Genomic DNA, 23,131 nt, shown 5'->3' with positions numbered 1-23,131 from the left:
TCCTCTGCTCGAAAGAAGGCAAAAGAATTCCGTTCGCTCAGGAGCGTTCACCGTTGACAGTGATTCATCAGAGAACTATCTTGATAGCGACCAAACTATTCTTGGATTAGCTCTCAGGCCCTTTGCTTGGGGGCTTTTCTTTTGCCAGTATATTCCTTCTTATCTGCTCGTTTCATTGTTGGTTCGCTCTGAATTGTCCGCACGAACCAGGTTAAAACCTTGTCAGCTGACAAGGTTGCGGATCACTCCAGAAGGCTCCTCTTGTAGCGTTCCACAAGCTCACCGATTTCTGTTTCGAGGAACTTGGAGAAGCCTTCACTATGCTTCTTTTCCAAATTGATCTTCACTGACTTCGCGCCGACCGTCATTGAGCCCACCTCGCCGAGGTCCAGACTGGCTTGTTTATGAGGGGCTCTTGTGGGTCCAGCGGCCGTGAGACTCACCAGCGCCGCTAGAAACCGTTCGTCGGACGTCATCTTCAAAACCTTGTCAGCTGACAAGGTTCTCTCAATCTTGCTGAGATCAGACCGTCCTTTAATCGATGCGGCCAACTCTAACCAGCGCGGACGCCCTATAGAAGGCGCTCGTCCAATCATTTCTATGACTGGCTTTGGAATGCCTTTTAGAACGCTTCTGAGCTTTGAAACTTCTGCATCGTCAATTCCCAAAGCCGCCTTGATGTCCTTCGGTTTGATACCCGCTGACTGCATTTCTTCTGCAAAGAGAGCCTTTTCGATCCACGAAAGATCCTGCCGGTTCGCGTTCTCGATCCCCTGAGCGATCACCAGGTCCCTGTCAGAATAGTCAGCTATGATAGCCAGAACTGGCCGCTCAAGTTCCTTGAGCGCGCGCAAACGGCGATGTCCGTACACGACCTGGAAGCGATCTTGCGTTTCGCCATGCCGGCGGACCGTGATCGGGACCTTTTGACCTTCTTCAAAAATGCTTGTTTTGAAGTTTTCAAACTCGCTGTCGTCATCGTCTGGCAGACGATCCCTGAACGGGGATGCGTCTATGAGCGACGGCTCAAGCTCAATGACACGGCTACTATTGGCCACTTGAGCCAGGAGAGCGTCTCTCTCTTCGCGAATTTGTGTGAGAGTTCGCTGCGTCGTTCCGATGATGCCCGCAGCGACGCGATTTGTCTTCGGCTTGTCATCAGCAGGCATGTCCTTGACATCCGGTGACCGCGCACCTTCTGTGCTTCGAATGTCGCCAAATGCAGAGACGATTGACTTTCGCTTACTCATGACCGCCCCCATGACGACTGAATCAATCCAACCAAAGCTTCATTGACCGTGTCCATAGATTCACGGGCGCGCTTAAGTGTGTTGCGCTGCACTTCGCCTGGCTCAACCTCGTAGATGGTGCGCTTGCCCAAGCCCGCTGCTTCGATAGCAGTGCTTTCCACCGCAGTTGGCATGAGCACATCTTCGATGAAGAGATGGCGCAACAGGCCGACGATTTGCGCTTGCGCTTGATCGTTTGGATCATGGCGCGTGATGAGATACCGCATGAAATCTTTGTCCATCGTGGCACCAGCATCTTTGATCACTCCGACCAGGTCTCCCATCATCAAAAGAAATTGGTTCATGGAGGCGACGTCCATCATCGCTGGATGGACTGTCACGAGTAGCCCCGTCGCAGCATAGAGAGAAGCGAGGGTCAGATAGCCGAGGGAAGGGGGGGTATCGAGGATAACAACGTCATAGTCGTCCTCAACCTCCCGTATGGCCTCGTTCAGCCGTTCGAAAAAAACCGAGCCAGTTGACGACTCTTTCATAGCGAGCACGCGCGGCGTGTCATATTCAAATTCCATGACTTCGATATTGCCTGGAATGAGGTCTAGTCCTGCGAAGTAAGTGGAGCGAATGACGTCTTTGATCGACTTGCGATGCTCGTCATATCGAAGCGCCGCATAGATGGTTTCGTTGGTGTCGACATCAAATTCTGGCTGAGCACCAAACATCGTAGACATCGAGGCCTGAGGGTCCAGGTCGATGGCCAGAACGCGATACCCTTGAAGGGCCAAGTAGTGAGCGAGATGTACGCTCGTCGTGGTCTTTGCACTGCCGCCTTTGAAGTTCGCCACGGCAAGGATTTGCAAATGCTCGTTTTCGCGCCGGCGAGGCAAGTAGTTAACCGCATCGTTTGAGTTCTTTTCCGCGAAGAACTCCCGAAGCTCATTAATTTGGCTAAGCGTATAGGCGCGGTGATTATTCTCCAACCGGTCTGGGGTAGGACCCTTTCCCTCGATCGATAGGGTGCGCAGCGATGACTCCGAGATTCCGGTCAGTTTAGAGACTTCGGGCGTCATGAAACGCCGCAGACTCTTTTGAGCTTGCGGGGGGTACATGCGTTCCCTGAGACTCTGCAGTTGCTTGGAAAGCATCTCCGCATGTCTTACTATTTTTTCTGCGGCATCTTCATCAGCCGTGCTGACGGTGTTTAGTGTATCTGCTGGCATTTCTCTGCTCTGACGGTAAATCGGCTTCTTGACGGACCTTTTGCGTCAGATAGTTACATGAATGGTAACCTAACGTCTAGTAATAGGTCTGATGCGCGCCGACAGGCAACCATTGAGCGTAACCACGACATCTTGCGCTTTTGCAAACTGGTGCCACAATACCTTATAGGATTATGCACCAAGACCTCACCTAAATGTCGTAAAGCACTGTTAAGATTACCTTTTCGTGTGAGACCGGATTTCACGGCCACTGATCTCCGCAAGATTTTAGAGCATAATTTCCAGATCTTCACCCAGCATCAATCTAGACCAGCAGCAGCTCAAGACAGACTCTAACTTGGCAAAAGGCCTGGAATTTTCCGCGACTCGCTTCATACCAGTCGGCGCGAAAACGATCCTTCTCCCGCCGATTCTTTCAGCGATTCCCTGGTGGTTCGATGAGCGCGTCTCTTCGAGAGTGTCCACAGTTACGATTGCTTCCCGCACTTTAGGGTATTTTTGGCTGGATGAAAGGGTAGGGGGGCTTGATCGTTCAACACCCAGTTGCTGCTGTGCATACGATGCACAGAAATCCGGCAGAAAGATATCACTTGCACCTAAAATATAGCATTGCATCGTGAGCATAGCTGCATTGCAGCATAAGCTATTGTTGCAGTGCAGCGAAGCGCTTATGTTAGCGCTATAGGCAGTTGGCTTTCCATCCTCTTCCCGGAAAGTCGCTGCAAGTTTCGAATGTAGCTGCACCTCCTCCCGCGGCACGTCCGGCAAGAATAGGGCGCCATCTCTCCTCCCGAGATGGCGCCTTTTCTTGTCCCATAGATCTGAAGTCCGCGGCTTGCATCTGGAGCAGGGTGCGTTACCGCTTTGCGACCTCGGATTTATGTCGGCATCTGCGAGCAACCACCCGACGGGCCCTCGCTAGCGATCCTTTGAGACAAGTCCTGATTGCGTGATGGCCGTCAGATTGTCCGGTGTTCGCCTCGTGAGCTCAGACCCGTCAGGCGACATCGCGGCTTCGACGAATTCCGTTTTCTTGAGGACGCCGCCATCGGCTTCCACCCAGGTTGTACTGTCTCCATCTTCGCGGGCAATCGATCCATCGTAATTCACGCGGATTGAGACTCCTCCAACCTTCACTTTGACGGAGTATTGATCGGCAATAATCCCGTCCCAGGCGTCGGAACAGCCTCGGCGCAAGACGATGATGTCGGGACGCAGTTTGATCTGCACGTCTTGTGCGTCGTCTCCATCAACGCTCTTGAGCATGACAAAGGCCTCTTGCTCTTTGGGATCGGCGTGAATGGTGGCGCGCGCATTTTTTGGCGGCCAGACCTTTGGGGCATCGCGAAGCTTACCCTCTGGATCCCGATGGAACCCAATATAGAGCTGTGCCGACTTCCAGACCCGGTGCATGGATCTTGTGAGCTTCGTCATGTTGGCTACCTTTTCTCCAACTTACGGCACAGACCCCAGGGTCTTCATACCCACCCACCACTGCCCCGGACAATATCAGGCGGAGATTCTGGAAAGGACCGCGGCACGCGGCCCTTCTCCTGAAACCCTGCCGCCCGGCGAGGGCAGGAGAGGGACCCACGCCAGCCTGAAGGTCATAGGGGAGAGGGGAGGGGGATCACCCGGTAACGCAGCCCGCAGGGACCGTTGTCGGGGACACCCCTTTCCCCACAGACCGGAACGGCTTGCGTGGGGGAACCAACGGTTCCCTCACTTGTAGGAGAAGTTTGCTGCTGGTGCCCGCGGCATGGCGTGTGTGGATTGGTCAACTTGCGGTACAATGCAGTGCAATCAGCTCTAACGATTACAGCTAGCCAGATACCACTGCAGCCTAATAATTTACACGTTCCCAGCCATAGTTGCCTTCATAGTCCCTCCAATCCACAAACACCGCGCGGACAGAGATTGAAGGACAGTGGCTACCAAATCTTTCCAGGCCCACGAAAGCAGCCGGGAGAGCGGCGACGGAGGACCTCGACCAACGATAGTCGCCTTGAGTGCCATAGGACCCGAAACGGACAGACTGATATTGATTGCAGTCTCCGTCACTTCCATTTTCATATTGTCTCGCCCGAACATCATAGACCCGAATAGACCGGACGAAATTAAACTCTGGCGCGCTAATGTCGATGTCGGCGCGGTCCTGTGCCAAGTAGATGGCGAATCCATCAGGGAGTGGCGAAGGGGCATTGTCTGAGGTTCGAACAACCGCCGGAAATAGCCTGACCGCGACCGGACGATGATTGGTCTCGCTTAACGGCGTGGTTGGCCCGAATGCGAATTGTGAGGGATCATGGCCGATTCCGCCGACGTGATTTTGCTCAGCATACCGGCCGACTGGGAAGCTCTGACGGGGCAGGGGAGGGGATGACCAGAAGACGATGTCGTAGAGACGCGCAGGTGTGTCCTGGTTCGGATCCCTTTCAAACGACGCACCCATGGGACAGCGCCAGATCTGCAGAGGCGGTTCCACCGGCCAAGGTGTGATGCGCCGAATGAACTCTGCACGTGCCCGGGCGCAAGGAACGGACGCGGGCCATCCACCGGAAAGACAAAGAAGGATGGCACAATCAATGGGGTAAATTTGAGCGCGCACGCGCTCAGGAAGCGAGGCGACGATCAGTGCAATGACAGTTGTTAGAACAAGAGCGGTAGTCTTCATGCGCGCACCCTCGCGGTCCAGAGAACAGTTTCAAACATGACACGTTAATATATATTTTGCTACTATCGTATATTTATGAAGTAACGTTCGTCAACGAAACAGACCAAAGCATCAGAATGGCAAATCCAGTCCCGAAATGTCTTCTCCTGCTACTGCATCCACGATGATTGTTTTGGGGATGGGACGAACCCAAAGCCGTGCAACACTGCCTTCGTCGGTCAAAATGAGGAACCCAACGGCCTCCAATGTTTCTGAATTCCGAATTCGGGCGACTGTACGCCCCTCCCAATTTGGTTGGCTGTTCATTTTGGGGCGTTTCCTCAATGAAAAATAGTCTACCGCACGCCATCTTTCTGTGCGGCCTTCATTCAAAATTTGTTCTTAAGGCGAATTTTGCTCCGCTCGGGGCACAGAGTATTACTATAGGCGCGAACAGGCCGACCCGCGACAAAAGCGGCCATGCGCCGGAACAACTCCTTGAGATAGCATGCGTCTTCTGGGGGTTTGATGTATAATTTAACATTATTAATCAGTGGATTATAAACATACCCTTCTAAAAAACCAATGATTACGAATGGCGTATACCCATGCATCGCGAACGATTTTATTGATACTGCTACCGGCAACGTTGTTCTGAAAGTAGGGCAGAGATGTTGCAACCGACTGGCCGGCCTCAATCAGTGCCGCGAAATGAACATCGCCAGCCACGTTGAACTGCTTCATCGTCTCTTCGATCTTCACGCGATCTGCCAGATCACCTTCATCCAGATGCGTACCAAAACACGCTACACGATGACCGGTTGAAAAGTTGTCACAGACGACTGTTTCGAAGCTGGCGTCGTTCAGTGAGATAGTCGTGTGAGATCCTACGTAGCCTGCCCCGCCTACAACTAGGATAGTGTTGTTCTCGCCCATCGTTTGCTCCCAATGGTTATTGTTGGATCGGCAACGGATCAGGTGACCGTCAAGTGTTGTCTATTTTTACCAACGCTCCTTCGATTTCAGGTGGCGTTAGCTCTGCTTTCGATGCGATAAAAGGCAGCGGTAGTGTCGGAACAGGAACGTTTTGATATGACTGCTGCATGAGGCTCTAAGAGCTGGTCGAACACGCTTGACCAAGCCTGATAGTCACTTGCCAGATTTAGAACTGGCCAATCACTTCCCCAAAGAATGCGATCAGTGCCAAATGCTTCGATCACGTAAGATAGAAACGGTGCGAGCTGATCTTCGGTCCAGTTGGAACCAATTTCCGTCACCATGCCAGAGAGTTTGCAATAGCAATTTCGGTGGGCAGCAAGCTTGCTCATACCATCTTTCCACCAAGTATCAGGCTTGCCGGAGATCATTTCTGGCTTGGCCACGTGATCAACCACGAGCCGAAGATCGGGTACTTCCAACAGCAATTGATGAATAGCAGGGAGATGGCGCGGCTGGATCAGCGCATCCATGGAAAGGTCACAACTGGCAACATGGCGCAGCGCATCCAAGACGTTTGGTTGCAAAATCCATGCAGTATTGCTGATGTCTTGCAGCATTGGCCGCACGCCGCGGAATTTTGGATGCTGTGCCAAACGATCAATCGTCAGTTTCGCATCTTCATGATCCAAGGGAACCCATCCGACAACGGCGGCCACGAAGTCGGTATAGTTTGCAAGGTCCAAGAGAAATTCAGTCTCCGGCACCGTTGCTGTCGCTTGCACAAGCACGGTTCTATCCACTCCACTTAGTTTGAGCAGAGGCTCTAGATCCTGCGGCCCAAAATCTTGGAATATGGGAGAGACGCTTAGGTTTGGCCACGGGTAGTCACCTCGAGCGAGGGTCCAAAAGTGCTGGTGGGCATCAATGATCATGATGCACCCATATCAAGTAAGCCGGCTGCTGCCAGATCGGTCCAAACGGCCTCAGGTATGGGCAATTTGGACTGTGCCAAGTTGCGTGAAAGCGTGGTCTGCTTAGCCGTTCCGACCAGAGTACAAGCCACCGCTTCATGCAACCCCGGGAACCGAAAAGCAGCGGCGGCCAATGGAACATCGTGGCGATCACAGATCTCTTGTATTGCCCCGACCCGGTCGAGCACACTCCTTGGAGCAGGTCCATAATCGTAATGAGCCCCCTCAACAGGACCAGTCGCCATAATCCCAGAGTTGAAGACACCCCCAATGACAAGTTGGGTGCCCTTTTGACGGCAAGTTTCCAGAAGGGGCGGCGCTTGAAATGGTTCGAGGAGCGTATAGCGCCCAGCCAAAAGAATAACATCGAGATCAATTTTCGACAGCAAGTCTTCGCAGATACCGATTGTGTTGACGCCGAGACCAACAGCTCGGATCGAACCTTCTTTCTTCAAGTCTTCCAAGGCGCGATATCCGGATTTCACAAAATCGGCTATTATGAGTGGATCATCAGTGCCGAGACCCGCTTCGCCGAGATCATGGACGTAGTGAGGTGCCCCTAGATTTGTAGACGCTTTGCTTGGTAATTTTGGAAGCAAGGAGAGACGGATATGAGTAAGGGAATACGGTTTACGGATGAGTTCAAGCAGGACGCCGTAGCGCAGGTTGTTGAGCGTGGATACCCGGTCAGAGAAGTTGCTGAGCGGTTGGGTATCAGCACCAAATCCCTGTACACTTGGAAGGCTCAGTTTGCGAAGTTTCCGCGTGTCAGATCAGAGGTTGCGGAACAGGCAGCGGAGATTAGGCGGCTGAAGCGAGAACTGGCACGCGTGACCGAGGAACGGACCATCTTAAAAAAGGCGACCGCGTACTTCGCGCGCGAGTCTCAGTGAAGTACGCGTTCATAGAGGCTCACCGTGCGGAGTTTTCGGTGCGGTCGATGTGTCGTGTGTTGGCTGTGCATTTCAGCGGGTTCTATGCATGGCTTAAGGAACCGTTAAGCCTACGTGCGCTTGAAGATGCACGGCAAACAGAGTTGATCCGTCAAGCGTGGAAAGACAGCGGGAAGGTCTATGGGTATCGCAAGCTAACAGATGATCTGCGCGATCAGGGCGAGACATGTTCCGAGAACCGTGTGGCACGTCTGGCCAGTCTTGCAGGTATTGCCGCGCAGATCGGCTATAAACGCCGTCCAGGTCGCTATGGCGGCAAGCCAGCCATCGTCGCAGACAATACGTTGGACAGGCAATTTGAGGTTGATGCGCCTGACACGGTTTGGGTGACCGATATTACCTACATAAGGACCCACGAAGGTTGGTCATACCTGGCTGTCGTCATTGATCTGTTCTCAAGGCGGGTCGTTGGATGGTCCATGCAGTCCCGCATGACATCTGATCTTGCATTGCAGGCGTTGTTAAGCGCTGTTTGGCGGCGCAAGCCAAAGCACAAGGTCATGATCCACTCTGATCAAGGCTCACAGTTCACTGGCAAAGAGTGGCAATCTTTTCTCAACAAACATAATCTGGACGCCAGCATGAGCCGCCGTGGGAATTGCCATGATAATGCTGTGGCCGAGAGCTTCTTCCAGTTGATGAAACGGGAGCGCATTAGACGGCGGACATACACCACGCGCGACGCTGCAAGGCAGGACGTCTTCGACTACATTGAGATGTTCTATAACCCAACACGCAAGCATACGAACAACAGCATGCTGTCACCGATTGACTATGAAATGAAACAGCAGAAAATGAACGAGGCAGGCGTCTAGGAAACTAAGGGCACCTCAGTCAGACCTTGCGCCCGCACCTCTTAATCGCGCCCCGACAAGCCGCCTTAGGTCGGGAAACCTTCTGTTCGGACCAAATGGCCAAGCGCTTAATCTGCCAAGTTATCGTCGTTCAAAGCCAACCAGTCGCCCGTGTTTCTAAAAAGTATCTTTCTTGGCGCTCATTGTCATACCATCGGCAAATGCAAAACAATCACGGACAATATCGGGAATAGTTCGATCCGTCTGGTCGGGTTCCCGTTGCTTGATGAACCACACATTTTCAGCAAACCGGCGACCGTCGATAAAGAAGGACTTGTCAAACCGACGGGCGAGTTCCGCGGTGCCACGGATGTTCTCAAAGCTCACCAGCTGGCCGCCTCCGGCGTTGTTGGTGACTGTGGTCATCACACAGGGAACGCTGGCGCCATTATCTTCCAAGTAACGTTCCAGCGTGCCAAATTCATGATACCTTAGAACGGGTGACGCCTTGCGCGCGCTGCGCGGAGTAAATGCGACCATCTCTGCAACCGTTGTAGCAAGAGGGATTGGTGATATCACACGGTTTGAAAACCCAGGGCAACTAAGGTCCTGGCTGGGTCTTCATGCGGGCCGACACGACCTCGGCTTTTTGCGACGAGGGATGGAGGCCAATCTTTTCACATTTTGGATTGCGGAAAATCGAAACGCAGCGTGATGCGGTATTTGGAAGTTCTGCTGACGTCTTGGCGAAGTGGGAGTCAGGCTTCGTCGCATCAGATAGCGGATTACAAACAAGGCAATCATTTTTGCAATGTCTGTTTGTACAACAAGAGTGTGAAAACTGACTATTTCAATGTTCAAATTTGCTAGTCCTGCACATTTCTTCTGACACGCCCCATTCATAGCCTTGCTCTCGAGGGAGCGAGCTTGAGGAGGTTCGCGGAGGAAGGGAGAAAAGGTTTTGCCGATAACCAACACAAGACCGGAGTATGGCTCGTATAGGGCTAACGTGTTCATGCCGACCTCTTACGAGGCCAACATCTTATGAGTGATTCTGTTCTCACCGTTAGCGGAATTGAAAAATCTTTTGGTAGCCACAAAGTGCTAAAGGGGCTCGGAGTTGAGGCCAAGGCAGGAGATGTTATCTCGATCCTCGGCTCTAGCGGTTCTGGGAAAAGTACCTTCCTGCGCTGCATCAACCTACTCGAGATGCCAGACAAGGGTGAGATTTCACTTAATGGCGAAAGACTGACACTACTGGCGAAACCAAGGCAAAAACCTCGTGTTACTGATCCGCGTCAAGTCGAACGGTTTCGATCGCAGCTGGCTATGGTTTTCCAGTCGTTCAACTTGTGGTCGCATCTGACCGTTGAAGAAAACGTGATGCTCGCGCCGATGAAAACTCTCGGAAAGTCGAAGTCTGAAGCACGAGAAACGGCACACAGATATCTGAACCGTGTTGGCGTTTACGATCGCAAAGATTATTACCCCGCCCACCTTTCCGGGGGTCAGCAACAACGTGCAGCAATCGCCAGGGCTCTGGCTATGGAGCCCAAGGCAATGCTGTTCGATGAGCCAACGTCAGCGCTGGACCCGGAGTTAGTCGGCGAGGTTCTCAAAGTTATGCGTGAACTCGCGGATGAAGGGCGGACGATGTTGGTCGTTACCCATGAAATGGGTTTTGCCCGCGACGTCAGCAACAGCATTCTCTTTCTCAGTGAAGGAAAGATCGAAAAACAAGGATCGCCCAACGACATGTTTACGGGCGAACGGAGCGGCAGGTGGGGCGAATTTTTTGCTCACACTCGGCCGTAAACACTCTTCATCAGGGAGAAAAATGATGAAAAAACTGACACTATCCGCTCTTGCTGCTTTGGCTCTCGCCAGTGCCGGAGGCGTTGCTCCAACGATTGCGACTGCTGAGGAGCAATTGACAATCCGTTGGGGGACTAGCCCAGGGTATCGGCCGTTCATCTATAAGAACGCCGACGGCTCTCTCACTGGTTTCGACTATGAAATTGGTGCAGCGCTATGCGCTGAGATGAACGCTGAATGTTCATGGGTCGAGCAGGCATGGGATGGAATCATTCCTGGTCTCGTCGCAGAAAACTATGATGCGATCCTTGCTTCAATGTCAGTCACGGAAGAACGTCAGCAGGTTGTCGACTTCACCCGAACTTATCAGAACGCGCCCAGCCGTTTCGTGGCCGCCGAGGGGACCGAGATTGATGACACAGGTAGTCTTGATGGTATAACTACTGGGGTACAGCGTGGATCGACCCATCAAGACCTGATCGAGGCGCGCTTTCCAGATGCAACCATTCGCGCGTACCCGACACAAGACGAGGTCTGGTTGGACCTGACAGCCGGACGCATTGATGCGACGTTCACGAGTTCTTTGGTGGCAGATGGTTGGCTTAAAGGCGATGAAGCCGACGGCTTCACAATGATCGGTCAAGACTATCGTGACCCAGAAATCCTTGGTGCAGGTGAAGCCATAGCCGTTCGCAAAGGTGACAACGATCTTCGCGAACGCATCAGCGCCGCAATCGACGCCATCCGCGAAAGTGGGGAGTATCAGCGCATCAACGCCCAATACTTCGATTTCGACATCTTTGGCCAAGATTAAACTCTCCCTGGCGCACCTCGGGTGGCGGCGATGCCGCCACCCATTTTTCTGGAAAACTGCAGCATGTTAGATAGCTTAATCGAATTCTCTCCTTTTTTAATGAAGGGCGTTTGGATCACTATCGCTTTAAGTCTGACTTCGGTCGCCCTTGCAGTGGTTTTCGGTGCGATCGGTGCCACTTTGAAAATGAGTGATAGCGCACATTTTCGTGCGATTGGTACAACTTACACAACGCTTATTCGAGGCGTCCCAGATCTCGTACTCATGTTGATCATCTTCTTTGGTGGACAGGTTTTGCTCAACTCAATTGGCAACAGCACCGGACTTTGGAACCGCGTAAACGTAAATCAGTTTTTTGCAGGCTCGTTCTCAATTGGATTTATTTTCGGATCATACATGGCAGAAGCCTTCAGAGCAGCATATCTAACCATACCCAAAGGCCAAATCGATGCGGCAAAAGCATATGGGATGAGGCCATCTGTATGGTTGCGCGAAATTGTTTGGCCACAATTTGTTCCATTGGTTCTGCCATCGTTTACTAACAATTGGCTCATTTTGATGAAGACTACCGCTTTGGTGTCTATCATCGGCCTACCGGATCTCACCTTTACTGCGCAACAAGCGGGAAGAACCTCACGAGAGCCCTTCGTTTTCTTGTTTGCTGCGTTCTTGATTTATCTTGGTTTGACGCTGATCTCGGAAGTTGGCTTGAAGGCCCTCAATCGACACTATCGTAGGCCTTAAATCACATGACACCTGAAATGCTAATTGAGTTCGCTCCAAAATTTCTCGAAGGCACGCTCGTGACTTGTGGTCTCGTTGCCGTGTCGTTATTTTTTGGAGCGGTTCTGTCGGTACCTATTGCTCTTGTACAAACTTATCGCATTCGGTTCCTCGCCCAAGCAGCGGACACTTACTCTTACATGATGCGTGGCACTCCACTCCTTATTCAAATTTATCTCCTGTATTATGGGCTTGGTCAATTTGAGTCTGTACGACAAAGCTGGATGTGGCCAATCTTGAAGAATCCAGAGATCTGCCTGTTGTTCGGCTTCTCCATAAATCTAGCAGCGTATCTCGCTGAAATACTTCGTGGCGCATTGCTTTCTGTACCGAGGGGGGAGGTAGAAGCTGCAAGGGCTTATGGAATGTCAGAGGCGTTGGTGATTTGGAATGTAACTTTGCCAGGTGCGGTCAGACGGATTATCCCAACTTTGTCAAATCAGGTCATCTTCTTGGTACATAGTTCTGTGATCGCCAGCGTGATCGCCATCAATGACGTTCTAGGCGTTGGCCGTGAGATGAACCTTTCATTCTACTTGGTCGTTGAAGGATTCATTGTTTCTGGTGCGATTTATCTGGTCTTGATCATGATGATCACCCTTGTCTCGCGCCTTCTCGAAAACCGTTATGCAGCTTTCATGAGATGAGACTTCTACAGCGGTGAGCAAAATTGACAATCGAGGCAAGCATTGGCAAAACGGAAACAATCTGGCACAACGTCATGCCTCTTTGCGCAAACTGCCGGGTTTGGCGCTAACCAACAGTCATTGGAAAGAGGGAGTCTGTCAGTGACTAATCAACCTTCAAAGCATATCTTCGATGATCTTGATCGGGAATTAATCTCTATATTGAGAAAGGATGGAAGGGCATCGCTTTCAAAACTGGCTGAAATACTCGGCGTGTCGCGAGGGACCATACAAAACCGGCTTGACCGATTGTTGGAAAGCGGCGGATTGCTTGGATTCACGGTCCGCACCCGCGAGGACTATGATGACGATGGTGTACACGCCATGATGTCAATTGAAGTCATGGGAAAGTCGACGTCAGATGTCATCAAGAAGCTTCGCGGAATTCCAGAGCTTCGAAGACTTCACACGACGAATGGGACGTGGGATCTCGTCGCGCGGATTGTTGCGCCTAACTTGTCTGAGTTTGATCGCGTTCTCCGTGACGTCCGCCAAATTGATGGTGTGACAAATAGCGAAACAAGTATTTTGCTCAGTTCAGTCTGACGTGTATTCCATGAAACAGCGCTTAACTTTTTGCCCGGAGTCTTTCATCTGCCGCTTCGCCAGTTGAATCCGGCAGTTTGTCGCGGAAGCCGCTAAATATTGCAACTTCTTGAGATACAAACTGTCACTTGGTATTGATAGTATTCTGGAAAATCAATAGCCCAGAGAATGTAATGCCACAACATAAAAACTTGAACGTCGTACCTTTCGTAAGCGTCGAAAACATGATGAATATCGTAACCACTGACGGGATCGCGGAGACGATCGAAGGTATTGCAAACTACATTCTACAAGATTTTAGAAAATGGCAATCATTTGACAAAACACCTCGTGTCGCGTCGCACTCTGATGTTGGCGTCATTGAACTGATGCCCACCAGCGATGGTGAGCTCTATGGGTTCAAATACGTGAATGGTCATCCGAAGAACATGAAAGAGGGCTTGCAGACTGTGACTGCATTTGGGGTCCTATCAGAGGTCAGCAGTGGATATCCAGTTCTGCTTTCGGAAATGACTATTCTGACAGCGCTTCGCACCGCAACTATGTCTGCCCTTGCTGCCCGCTACCTCGCACCCAAGAACGCCACCACCATGACGATGATTGGCAATGGTGCCCAATCAGAGTTTCAGGCGATAGCATTTCAAAAGCTTTGCGGTATCAATAAGCTACATCTTTTTGATGTCGATCCTACCGCGACAAGGAAGTGTCGAAAAAATCTTGCATCGCTCGGCTTCGAGATTGAGGTTTTTGACACTCCAGAAGATGCCATTCGTGGAGCTCAAATCATCACGACGTGCACAGCAGACAAGCAAAACGCGACCATCTTGACCGACAATATGGTAGGATCAGGAGTTCACATCAACGCTGTCGGCGGCGACTGTCCAGGGAAGACCGAACTGCATGCTGATATTCTGCATAGATCCGACATCTATGTAGAGTATCCTCCGCAGACACGCATCGAAGGTGAGATACAACAATTGGGTGAAGATCATCCTGTTCTTGAGATTTGGCGGGTCATGGCTGACATCCAGCCCGGACGCACCAGTTCAGATCAAATTACCCTCTTCGATAGTGTTGGGTTTGCAATTGAAGATTTTTCCGCACTTCGTTTCATTCGGGATCGATTGTCGACGAGCGATAAGTTCGAGCAGCTGGATCTGATTGCAGATCCGGATGACCCGCGTGATTTGTATGGGATGGTCGTGCGATCAAAAAAAAAGGGGCTCTTTGATGCTTAAGATCAAGCGCAGCGCGCAAGCACCATCGTCTGTCATCATGATCCGGCCACATCACTTTCACCCAAACGGTGAGACAGCGGCCGACAACGCGTTTCAGAAGGCGCCTGACGATAATCACAATGAGATCGCCGAACAAGCGCGATTCGAGGCCACTCGTGCTGCTAATGAGCTTCGTGAGAGAGGAGTTACTGTTCATCTTTTTGAGGATGAAGAGACAACCACACCTGACTCAGTGTTTCCGAATAATTGGTTTTCCACTCACCCAGGTGGACATGTCGCAATCTACCCGATGTTTGCTGAAAGTCGGCGGTCCGAGCGCAGGCAGGACGTAATTGAACTACTGAAGCAAAAGTATCGTGTTCAGGAGGTGATTGACTACTCAGGTTTGGAACAGGACCACTTGTTCTTGGAAGGAACGGGTGCCATGGTCCTCGATCACATTGATCGTGTTGTCTATGCGGCTCGCTCGAATCGCACTGATCCAATCGCACTCGAGCGTTTTTGCACCCATTTCAACTATGAACCGATGGTGTTTGACGCTTCGGATAAGTCTGGGCGTGCTATCTACCACACAAATGTTCTCATGTGCATCGCGACAGAATTTGCGCTCGTGGGTCTCGATCTCATTTCTCCCGAAAACCGGCGGGACGAAGTGAGGGATCGCCTTGAAGCTTCCGGAAAGCAGGTCGTAGCGATTTCTGAGGAACAGATCGCGGACTTCGCCGGCAACGCAATCGAGCTTCAAGGCAACGACGGAAGGGTATTGGCGCTTTCAAAAAAGGCGGAGGCCTCTCTCGAGCCTGCGCAGAAGGAGGTAATCCAACAAAACTGCGAACTGTTGCCACTAGACGTCGACACCATCGAAATGGCCGGTGGGTCAGTCAGGTGCATGATTGCTGGTATACATCTCGCGAGCCGTTAGCGGTCATTGGCGAAGCCGCAGCTAAATGCCGCTAAGTCCCGCGACTTGATCTTTGTCGCCGGGAGCTTCGCTGCACGATGAATTAATGGCTGCTTTGGCTTAGCGTAGCATTCCACACTCTCCCGCAATTGACCTCTTGAACTGGAGCTGTTGATGCGATGAAGGATGCTACCCCAAAAATCGCGGGCATCGCCAAAGTAAAAAGCAGTCTGTTCATAGTTCAGTCCTCCATTGTGGACTGACTACGGTGAGACGTTTCCGGCACTTGCAAAGCATGTTTAGGGCTATCGTGTCAACTCACGCTGAAGTGCAGTTCCTGATATGTCGTTCTACTCCAATCGTTTGTGGATCTCCATCAGCTTGGTTTCGAAGACCTCAGCGGGCGTTCGGCGTTGCGTTGAGGCGGCGGCAAATCGACCTCAAATATCGATTTGTCAGTGCCGTCGGTTCGGTCGATCTGGGGAGATACCGCCGCAACCTTTTGTTCGTGTTCTCGACCGTGCCTTTTTGATCCGGTGCCTGCGGGTCACAGAACCAGGCGTCAGCATCGATGCCGTCTTTCAGACGCTTCCAGGCTGAGAACTCGGTGCCACGGTCGAATGTGATCGACTGACGTGCGTCGGCGGGCAGGGGAGCCAGTCCCTGGATCAGTGCCTCCATGATCGGTTTGGATGTGCGATCTTCTGGAATTTTGCCTTCGCAGCTTTGATCGTCGTTCTCGTTCCGGTTATCCGGGACATCTATGCAATGGACCCAGGTGCGTTCGGTATAAGTCTTTCCGCATTCGGGCTCGGGTCTATCCTTGGCACCTGGACAATGAAACGGTTCTCAGACCACATTAGACCAAACGTCATACTGCTATTTGGCCCGGGAAGTAGCGTTATCGCAGTTCTAGGGATGGCAATGATCCTGACTGGCAGCGCGCCTGTTTTTCTATACGCCTGCACCTTCGTGCTTGGTTTTGGCCATTCGATGTGGCTGGTAACGCAAGACTCCGTCAGACAACTGGTGACGCCTTCCGAGCGCTTGGGTCGAGTCAATGCGGTCATTCAAACTGCGATTTATGGCATCCGCCCAGTTGGAGCGCTGGCAGGTGGGCTATTGGCAGGTAGCCTTGGACCTCAAGCCGGGATCTTCTTTGTTGTCCTCGGATATACCGCATCTTTTTTCGCAGCACTATTCAGGGGTCTACGGGGTGTTCGAAGCTACAGAGAACTGTCTTATGAAGGTGAACGCGGCCAAAAAGCCCATACGTTTGCGACTGAATAGCGGTTGAGGGATCCAATCAATGAATGATTTTTCCCCGCTCATGTGGCGTAATCTACGCTCGGGCGAACTGGCAGTGTTGTCAGCAAAAAATGCGATCGTTCTTGTTCCAGTGGGAACTGTCGAACAACATGGCTCCCATCTTCCTGTGGAAACAGACACTAGGTTGGCCAAAGAAGTTTGCATTCGAGCAGCACGACGTCTCGGGCGCACATACCCGACCGTGGTTGCTCCATTGATCTGGTGCGGCCTCTCGGAGCATCATATGGGCTATGCGGGGACGATCTCGGTCTGATTTGAGACGTTCTCCGCATTAGTGCATGACGTCTGTGAGGCGGTGCAGCGGTACGGCTTCTCACGTATCATGCTGGTGAATGGTCATGGCGGTAACGTTGATGCACTCCGGATCGTTGTCGGAACACTCAGTCGTGAGCTGACTCACCCGGTTCATGGACTGACCTATTGTCACCTTTCTGACTGCGCGGCGGCATATTCGGATATCTTGGAAGATCAGGACAATGTCCTGCACGCTGGCGAAGCGGAAACTTCGATGATGTTGGTGCTGGCGAGAGGTAGAATTGACGAAGATGCCATGTTGAATGAGCCTAGCGTCAAATTTGCTTTCGCAAAGGATCGGGACATCTACAGCTTCCTTCGTTTTGACCAGCTTTCCGAAACCGGAGTGAACGGCATCACAAAAAATTCGTCCGTAGAGAAGGGCGAAGCATTGCTGACAGAAGGGGCGAAAGCGGTCGCAGCTGCGACGGCGGGAACGTTCGATCTGGTCTAGACTTTGACCCGGTACACCAAGAAATCTGTGTTGGTTGCGATGCGGTCATACAGTCTGCGCGCGTCAACATTGTCGCTGTGAGTGTGCCAGTAAATGTCACTCACCCCATGTTTCCTGCAAGTTTCGCCAATTTTCTTGATAAGACGTTGGGCAACCCCTGATCCCCTAGCATCTGGAGCCGTGAAAAGGTCCTGCATGTAGCAGGTATCAGAGGTTTGGATGAGATTACGATGGAAGACAAAGTGCGCGAGGCCAATCAGCGCATCGCTTTTCTCTGCGACAAGACCGAACACTGGCTCCTTTGGATTGAGCAATCGCTCCCAGGTGATGGAAATAACCGTCGCGGAAAGGGCTGTTTCGCCTTCGCGACCGTAGAACGCATTATAGGCCGCCCACAGCTCCTCCCATTGCTTTCGATCATCGGAATTGATGGATCGCATATGGATTTCGATCATTGTAGCTCACCGATAAAATGTCATGAGCGCGTACTGCCGTATCGAAAGGTACGCACATGTTCCGGTATCGCGACGCCGTCCAGATTGCGAGGGTCCGGGATAGGTTCGCCGACTGTCGTTTTCACAGGAATGACGCCAGCCCAGATGGGCAGGGCATAGTCTTCTTCTTCATCAGATGGAGCGCCGGTGCGGACCTTCGCGCTGCCTTCCGATATTTCCATGCACAGAACCATTGTCGCTTTAAGGTCTTGTGCGTGATCAGGACGTAGAGAGCCGTAGCGTCCGGGAAACAGTCCATCCACGAAATGTGTGAGCTTTTGCAGCTTCTCGTCCGGATCTTCAACTTTGAAGGCTGTACCAAAGAGCGTCACGGAGCGTGAATTTACCGAATGATGCATGCCTGAGCGCGCCAATACAAAGCCATCGAGGATAGAAACCGAAAGACACACATCTGCATTGCGAGATTGGCGCAAAGCGCGGCTGGCAGATGAGCCGTGCCAATACACGTGATTGCCCTCGCGCCATTGCAGCGTCGGCGTGACAAAAGGCGTGCCTTCAATGACATATCCGACGCCGCACATCGGTTGCGCATCCAGGATTGTGTTGATGGTGGGACGGTCAAAATGCCCACGCTCGTGCATCCGTCGCAGACGCGATTTTTCGGTAATGGCAAGTGTGTCGGTCATGGAGGGCACTTTCTTTTAGGCTTGCATCTCAGGGGATGCCACAATATTGGATGTAGATAAATGTCCAATATAACGATTTCCTCTAAGGCCAATTTTCAGCGTGCCCTTTATGGTCTTTCGCTCGAATCGGACCAAAAGTCATCCTTGCAAGCGCAGCTCATAGAAGCGCTGAGGGGGATTATTTCATCCTCACCCACTGTTGCGGGCGCACGACTTCCGGCAAGTCGCGTCTTGGCGCAAGAACTGTCGATTTCGCGCACGACGGTGCAAGCCGCCTATGATCAATTGACTAGCGAAGGCATTTTCATTGCGCGCCAGGGCAGTGGTACTTTCGTCGCCAATGAGATCAGCCATCTCGCAACCCGGCCACTAAGCGCGAAACGCGCCGTAGCACGGGTTGAACCGCAGCCCATACGTTCCTTTCAAACCGGCTTGCCTGATCACTCTCTAATGCCCCACAAGCAGTGGGCGGGGCATCTTGAACGCGCGTGGAATGACCCGGAGCCCCGGCTTTTGGCGACACCTGATCCCTTGGGGTGGTATCCGCTGAGAGAGGCAATTGCCGACCACTTGGATGCTTGGCGTGGGATGATTTGCGATCCCGAGCAGATTGTCATCACGTCCGGCGCACGAGAGGCATTTGAGTTGGTGTTTATCGGTCTGCTGGGCGGCGGCCGAGACGTGGCCGTGGAAGACCCATGCTGGCCTAAGATGCGCAGCGCGCTATCTGATACGGGCAGCACAGCGCACCCGATACGAGTTGGCCCCGAAGGACTAGATGCACACAGTATCCCCGCCTGTGCGACCGCAATTGTCGTCTCGCCATCACGCCACTATCCGACGGGTACAAGCCTTCCTCTGTCGCGTCGGGCTGCGCTGCTGGATTGGGCCCGAAAAGAAAATGGACTTGTTCTGGAGGACGATTACGACAGCGAATTTCGATATCGCGGGCAACCACTCCCATCTTTATCCGGGCTCGATGGACTGCGACACACAGTCTATCTTGGAAGCTTTTCAAAGCTGATTAGCCCGAGCTTACGGATCGGCTACCTTGTTGTTCCTCTTGAGAGCCTCGCAGTTGTCCGATCATACCTTCATAGAGTTAGTGCGCGAGCGTCGCTTGTGCCCCAACCCGCGCTTGCGTCTTTCATGCACAGCGGCGAGTTCGCGATCCATTTACGCCGAATGAGGCGTATATATGGTGCACGACAAAAGCATCTCCTTGCCGAGTTGGCACCTGTTTCAGACCTATTGGACCTGCAAGCAGACCCATCCGGGATGCACCTGTGCACGCCATTGACCGCAAAACTCTCTCAGGCGGCAAGCGATATAGAAATCAGCACAGCCGCTAAATCCGGCAAACTACAAGTCGAAGCACTGTCGTCATTCAGTGTGCTGCCCGACCCTCCCGAAGGTCTTCTATTAGGCTATGCTGCGTTTAACGAAGCGGCGCTCAGCCATGCAGCGTCAGGCCTCATGGATATACTTTGGTCATTCAGTCGAAACGGAATGCAATGACCCAGAATACCAATTTGACGGCGCATCTATTTCTGTTGCTGGCCTGCCTTGCTTGGGGGGGGTCGTATGCCGTTGGCCGTTTTGGATTGAACGAAGGGTCTGCACTTTGGCTGACACTTTGGCGTTGGGGGCCGGGCGCGATTGTCTTTGCGGCGTACCTGGCTGTCTGTAGAGCACAAGTTTTCTCCGATTTACGTCAGCACTTTGTTGGCCTGGCTTTCATTTCCTTATTAGGGGTCGTCATCTATCCCGCTAGTCTGTTCCTTGCTGTCGCACATACCACTGCCCTCAACGCATCCCTTTACTTGGCCGTGACGCCTGTTTTGATCATGCTTCTGGCGCGTGTGTTTTGGGGCGAGCGATTGAGCCCGCTTGGAACGTGCGCGGTGTTAATCGGACTTTCCGGCGCTGTGGTTATCGTCTTTCGTGGAGACCTCGATGCACTGACAACATTCCGCATGGCGCAAAGTGACCTTTGGGCAATTGTGTCGGCGGCGTCTTGGGCTGGCTACTGCGTTGCACTGCCCGTCAAACCAAAGGCACTAGGCGAGCTACCGTTTCTCGCGACAATCATTGTGTTGGGGAGCGCAATTCTCATTGCTTTGGCGTTGTTGTCGGGGGACCCCATGCCCTTGCCTCAAAGCCGATCAATGGCTTGGTCAATGGTGTACTTCGCTATTTTCCCATCGATCCTCGCTTTCTTTCTGTGGAACTGGGGTACATTGAGGATCGGCCCGAGCACCGCAGCGCCCTATAACAATCTTGTGCCTCTATTTGGCGGGATACTTGGCATCGGAATGCTAGGGGAGACGATTGAGACCTACCATTTGGTTGGTGGCGGTCTGATCATTTGCAGCTTGGTCCTAAACACGCGGCGATGATAGAACTCGGATCGCTTTTAGATCTGGGAGTGCGAAGCCAGGCACCTTGGAGCGACCTGGTTCAGGTTCTACACGAATGAAAAGATGGCGGAAAACCTGTCCATCTATCCCCATCTGGGTTATGGAGAGATCGACAGACGAACTGAGAGCGGGTTCAATCGTTTTTTTTAAGAGCCCATTTGAGCTGATCCGATGGGAACCAATGCAGAGCCAAGGTAGTACTCCAACATGATTGATTGGCTAATCTTCATCCCGGCTTGTTTCGCACTCAACCTTGCTTTTGGGCCAAATAACCTGCTTGCGATGGCGCATGGCTCACGAGCAGGCGCGCTTTTTGCCCAAAAGGCAGCGTTTGGTAGGCTCTTGGTTTTTGTTCCGATGATTTTTGTCAGTGCGTTGGGACTCGGCGTTGTTTTAACCGCATCAGCGACGCTCTTCACCTTTGTGAAGGTCATTGGGGCTGCGTATCTAATTTGGTTGGGTGTGGCTCTTTGGCGGAGCGCTGAGAGCATAAGTTTTGAGATGTCGAATGCATCAGCCTCGTCGCTCGGCAAAGCTTTCAGAGCAGAAGGTCTCGTTGCACTGAGCAACCCAAAAGCTATCCTGATATTTGCCGCATTTTTCCCGCAGTTTGTTGACGTTAATAGTTACTGGCAGAGTTATGCCGCACTTGGCTTTGGATTTCTAATCATGGAAGCTGTTGCGATCTTCGTCTACGCGTCCGCAGGCCACTTTGCATCCCGCTTTGCTTCTGGAAAGCTGCCAGCGATGCAACGCGTATCGGGAGTCACCATGTTGGTCTTTGGAGTGTTTTTGTTAGTTAGTCCCCAACCGACGCGTTCATAGCGGTCAGGTGTCTGATGCCTACTGGCAGAGCTAAGCGATGCTAGGCGTAAAATTCTTTCAGTTGGAAGCGATTGCGATCTTGGTCTACGCTCCGGCGGGTCGTTTTGCATCACGTTTCTCATCGAACAACCTTCCGGTCATGCAGAGGGTGTCGGGCGTCACGATGGGCGTTTTCAGCGTACTATTGCTCGTCAGCCCTCAACCATCACGTTCATAACGGACCTTCAAGCTAGGCCGTCCAAGGACAGAGTCAGCTTTCGCTGGGTCTGAGTTAAAGACCGCTTAGTTTCTTGCCTCGCAGATTCCCGACCAAATTAAACTTGCACCCATTGCCCCAAACGCCGCAGCAAAAACACCCTCGAACAATTGCGAAAAGCGAGAGTAGCCGCGGACGGCGATCCCGGTTGAAAACAGCCACGCGTAAGCTCCGTAGATGACCAAGCCCGACAATGCGCCCATTGGCCCAAAGCGCGTTGATGACATTGCCGTCGAATGTGTTGAGCTGGGCCGCTAGGTATCGCGCGCCGCCATGCACCTGCAGGTAGGGGCTGTCATAGTATTCTGGGTTGATGCCGAGATCGCTAGCGGTGCCGGGCATGATCTGAGTGAGGCCAAAGGCTCCAACGGGAGAGCGGGCTCCGATGGTGAAGCGGCTTTCCTGCCAGATGAGCGCTTGTAACAGTGCCCGCCATTGAACCGGGGAGAGACCCGCGCGGACCACGCCCGCAAAACCGCTGGTCTCCTGGGCCACGCGGATGATGAGCTGCTCGATGTTTTCCGCGGCGTCGCCGAACATCTGTGCGCCGCCGGGGTTGGGATCAATCTCGGCATTGCCATAGACGGCCTCGACGGAGCGGGTCGGATCGCCGCTGCCGCTCTCCAGGTCCGAGGCCATGGCCGGCAGGCCTTGACCGCCAAAGCTTGTCTGGGCATCGAGAACGCGCTGAAGGGTTTCCAGCTGTTCGCGTTCCATCTCAGCAATGAGATCGCGCACAGAGAGCTTGTCGGCCTGGACCGCGAGGTCGGCCTCGCGATCACCAGTCTCAATGATATCGCGTGCGGTCAGCCCGCTGTCATTGGTTGGCACACCTTGGGACAGGGCGAGACC

23 protein-coding genes and 3 pseudogenes are annotated in these 23,131 nt (G+C 52.5%); 14 read left to right on the top strand and 12 right to left on the bottom strand.

Annotated features, from left to right (window positions below; genetic code table 11):
- Window positions 1-242: 242 nt before the first annotated feature.
- The 7 genes from repB to Q0859_RS19060 form a co-directional block, all read right to left on the bottom strand.
- Window positions 243-1,250, bottom strand: coding sequence for a plasmid partitioning protein RepB (gene repB, locus Q0859_RS19090; RefSeq protein WP_299154222.1), 1,008 nt, complete (start codon window positions 1,248-1,250; stop codon window positions 243-245).
- Window positions 1,247-2,467, bottom strand: a complete 1,221-nt coding sequence (gene repA, locus Q0859_RS19085; RefSeq protein WP_299154220.1) for a plasmid partitioning protein RepA — start codon at window positions 2,465-2,467, stop codon at window positions 1,247-1,249. Before repA ends, repB begins: the two co-directional genes overlap by 4 nt.
- A gap of 918 nt (window positions 2,468-3,385) precedes the next feature.
- A complete protein-coding gene (locus tag Q0859_RS19080; RefSeq protein WP_299154219.1) occupies window positions 3,386-3,901 on the bottom strand; it encodes a hypothetical protein in 516 nt (171 codons plus the stop codon).
- A 409-nt stretch (window positions 3,902-4,310) separates the two neighbouring features.
- Window positions 4,311-5,141 carry a hypothetical protein gene (locus tag Q0859_RS19075; RefSeq protein WP_299154217.1) on the bottom strand — a complete coding sequence of 277 codons (831 nt, stop codon included), beginning with the start codon at window positions 5,139-5,141 and terminating at the stop codon, window positions 4,311-4,313.
- A gap of 537 nt (window positions 5,142-5,678) precedes the next feature.
- Complete coding sequence (locus Q0859_RS19070; protein WP_299154216.1) at window positions 5,679-6,056, bottom strand: NAD-dependent epimerase/dehydratase family protein; 378 nt, start codon at window positions 6,054-6,056, stop codon at window positions 5,679-5,681.
- A gap of 86 nt (window positions 6,057-6,142) precedes the next feature.
- Window positions 6,143-6,991, bottom strand: a complete 849-nt coding sequence (locus Q0859_RS19065; protein ID WP_299154214.1) for an amidohydrolase family protein — start codon at window positions 6,989-6,991, stop codon at window positions 6,143-6,145.
- The gene (locus Q0859_RS19060) at window positions 6,988-7,515 is read right to left on the bottom strand and encodes an aldo/keto reductase (protein ID WP_299154302.1); all 528 of its coding nucleotides are present in this window, start codon (window positions 7,513-7,515) and stop codon (window positions 6,988-6,990) included. Before Q0859_RS19060 ends, Q0859_RS19065 begins: the two co-directional genes overlap by 4 nt.
- A gap of 126 nt (window positions 7,516-7,641) precedes the next feature.
- Between Q0859_RS19060 and Q0859_RS19055 the strand changes: the two genes are divergently transcribed.
- Window positions 7,642-8,798, top strand: a protein-coding gene (locus Q0859_RS19055) for an IS3 family transposase (RefSeq protein WP_299154212.1) whose coding sequence is annotated in 2 segments (ribosomal slippage) — window positions 7,642-7,894 and window positions 7,894-8,798 — 1,158 coding nt in all. Because the reading frame shifts where the segments join, the coding sequence is not laid out codon by codon here.
- 156 nt (window positions 8,799-8,954) lie between these two features.
- On the opposite strand, the gene Q0859_RS19050 is transcribed toward Q0859_RS19055, so the two are convergent.
- The gene (locus Q0859_RS19050) at window positions 8,955-9,317 is read right to left on the bottom strand and encodes a beta-eliminating lyase-related protein (protein WP_299154211.1); all 363 of its coding nucleotides are present in this window, start codon (window positions 9,315-9,317) and stop codon (window positions 8,955-8,957) included.
- Between Q0859_RS19050 and Q0859_RS21560 the strand changes: the two genes are divergently transcribed.
- The 8 genes from Q0859_RS21560 to ctlX all read left to right on the top strand — a co-directional run bounded on the left by Q0859_RS21560 (window position 9,286) and on the right by ctlX (window position 15,581).
- Entirely contained in the window at window positions 9,286-9,492 is a 207-nt protein-coding gene (locus tag Q0859_RS21560; RefSeq protein ID WP_366523230.1) for a transposase, read from the top strand. The two genes, Q0859_RS19050 and Q0859_RS21560, sit on opposite strands and share 32 nt — an antisense overlap.
- A 329-nt stretch (window positions 9,493-9,821) precedes the next feature.
- Entirely contained in the window at window positions 9,822-10,592 is a 771-nt protein-coding gene (locus tag Q0859_RS19045) for an ATP-binding cassette domain-containing protein (protein ID WP_299154210.1), read from the top strand.
- Window positions 10,593-10,617: 25 nt separating this feature from the next.
- Window positions 10,618-11,406 (top strand): transporter substrate-binding domain-containing protein, encoded by a 789-nt coding sequence (locus tag Q0859_RS19040; RefSeq protein ID WP_299154209.1) that lies wholly within the window; start codon window positions 10,618-10,620, stop codon window positions 11,404-11,406.
- 30 nt (window positions 11,407-11,436) lie between these two features.
- On the top strand, window positions 11,437-12,150 hold the full coding sequence (locus Q0859_RS19035; protein ID WP_299154300.1) for an ABC transporter permease subunit: 714 nt from the start codon (window positions 11,437-11,439) through the stop codon (window positions 12,148-12,150).
- A 5-nt stretch (window positions 12,151-12,155) separates the two neighbouring features.
- Entirely contained in the window at window positions 12,156-12,836 is a 681-nt protein-coding gene (locus Q0859_RS19030; protein ID WP_299154208.1) for an ABC transporter permease subunit, read from the top strand.
- Between the two features lie 141 nt (window positions 12,837-12,977).
- Window positions 12,978-13,421, top strand: a complete 444-nt coding sequence (locus Q0859_RS19025; protein WP_299154206.1) for an Lrp/AsnC family transcriptional regulator — start codon at window positions 12,978-12,980, stop codon at window positions 13,419-13,421.
- Window positions 13,422-13,594: 173 nt separating this feature from the next.
- Window positions 13,595-14,659 carry an ornithine cyclodeaminase gene (locus Q0859_RS19020; protein ID WP_299154297.1) on the top strand — a complete coding sequence of 355 codons (1,065 nt, stop codon included), beginning with the start codon at window positions 13,595-13,597 and terminating at the stop codon, window positions 14,657-14,659.
- A complete protein-coding gene (gene ctlX / locus Q0859_RS19015) occupies window positions 14,652-15,581 on the top strand; it encodes a citrulline utilization hydrolase CtlX (RefSeq protein WP_299154203.1) in 930 nt (309 codons plus the stop codon). The genes Q0859_RS19020 and ctlX overlap by 8 nt, the downstream gene beginning before the upstream one ends.
- A gap of 329 nt (window positions 15,582-15,910) precedes the next feature.
- Here the strand turns inward: ctlX and Q0859_RS19010 are convergent.
- Window positions 15,911-16,262 (bottom strand): annotated as a pseudogene (locus tag Q0859_RS19010) (IS30 family transposase); the annotation flags it as partial.
- Between Q0859_RS19010 and Q0859_RS19005 the strand changes: the two are divergent.
- The gene (locus tag Q0859_RS19005) at window positions 16,191-16,850 is read left to right on the top strand and encodes an MFS transporter (protein ID WP_366523232.1); all 660 of its coding nucleotides are present in this window, start codon (window positions 16,191-16,193) and stop codon (window positions 16,848-16,850) included. The pseudogene Q0859_RS19010 and the gene Q0859_RS19005 sit on opposite strands and share 72 nt — an antisense overlap.
- A 19-nt stretch (window positions 16,851-16,869) precedes the next feature.
- A pseudogene (locus Q0859_RS19000) lies at window positions 16,870-17,637 on the top strand (creatininase family protein).
- Here the strand turns inward: Q0859_RS19000 and Q0859_RS18995 are convergent.
- The gene (locus Q0859_RS18995) at window positions 17,634-18,092 is read right to left on the bottom strand and encodes a GNAT family N-acetyltransferase (protein WP_299154200.1); all 459 of its coding nucleotides are present in this window, start codon (window positions 18,090-18,092) and stop codon (window positions 17,634-17,636) included. The pseudogene Q0859_RS19000 and the gene Q0859_RS18995 sit on opposite strands and share 4 nt — an antisense overlap.
- A gap of 20 nt (window positions 18,093-18,112) precedes the next feature.
- On the bottom strand, window positions 18,113-18,778 hold the full coding sequence (locus Q0859_RS18990; protein WP_299154199.1) for a pyridoxamine 5'-phosphate oxidase family protein: 666 nt from the start codon (window positions 18,776-18,778) through the stop codon (window positions 18,113-18,115).
- A 60-nt stretch (window positions 18,779-18,838) separates the two neighbouring features.
- On the opposite strand from Q0859_RS18990, the gene Q0859_RS18985 reads away from it, so the two are divergent.
- The 3 genes from Q0859_RS18985 (at window position 18,839) to Q0859_RS18975 (ending at window position 22,023) form a co-directional block, all read left to right on the top strand.
- A complete protein-coding gene (locus Q0859_RS18985; RefSeq protein ID WP_299154196.1) occupies window positions 18,839-20,296 on the top strand; it encodes a PLP-dependent aminotransferase family protein in 1,458 nt (485 codons plus the stop codon).
- Window positions 20,293-21,177: a DMT family transporter gene (locus tag Q0859_RS18980; RefSeq protein ID WP_299154195.1), complete on the top strand. Its 885-nt coding sequence runs from the start codon at window positions 20,293-20,295 to the stop codon at window positions 21,175-21,177. Before Q0859_RS18985 ends, Q0859_RS18980 begins: the two co-directional genes overlap by 4 nt.
- A gap of 228 nt (window positions 21,178-21,405) precedes the next feature.
- Window positions 21,406-22,023, top strand: a complete 618-nt coding sequence (locus Q0859_RS18975) for a LysE family translocator (RefSeq protein WP_299154194.1) — start codon at window positions 21,406-21,408, stop codon at window positions 22,021-22,023.
- Between the two features lie 466 nt (window positions 22,024-22,489).
- Here Q0859_RS18975 and Q0859_RS18970 read toward each other — a convergent pair.
- Window positions 22,490-23,110: pseudogene (locus Q0859_RS18970) on the bottom strand (lytic transglycosylase domain-containing protein); the annotation flags it as partial.
- Window positions 23,111-23,131 lie beyond the last annotated feature (21 nt).

Source organism: uncultured Tateyamaria sp., from assembly GCF_947497045.1.
Taxonomy (GTDB): Bacteria; Pseudomonadota; Alphaproteobacteria; order Rhodobacterales; family Rhodobacteraceae; genus Tateyamaria.
The sequence above is the reverse complement of the archived record's forward strand: the minus strand, read 5'-3'. Positions and strand labels throughout refer to the sequence as shown.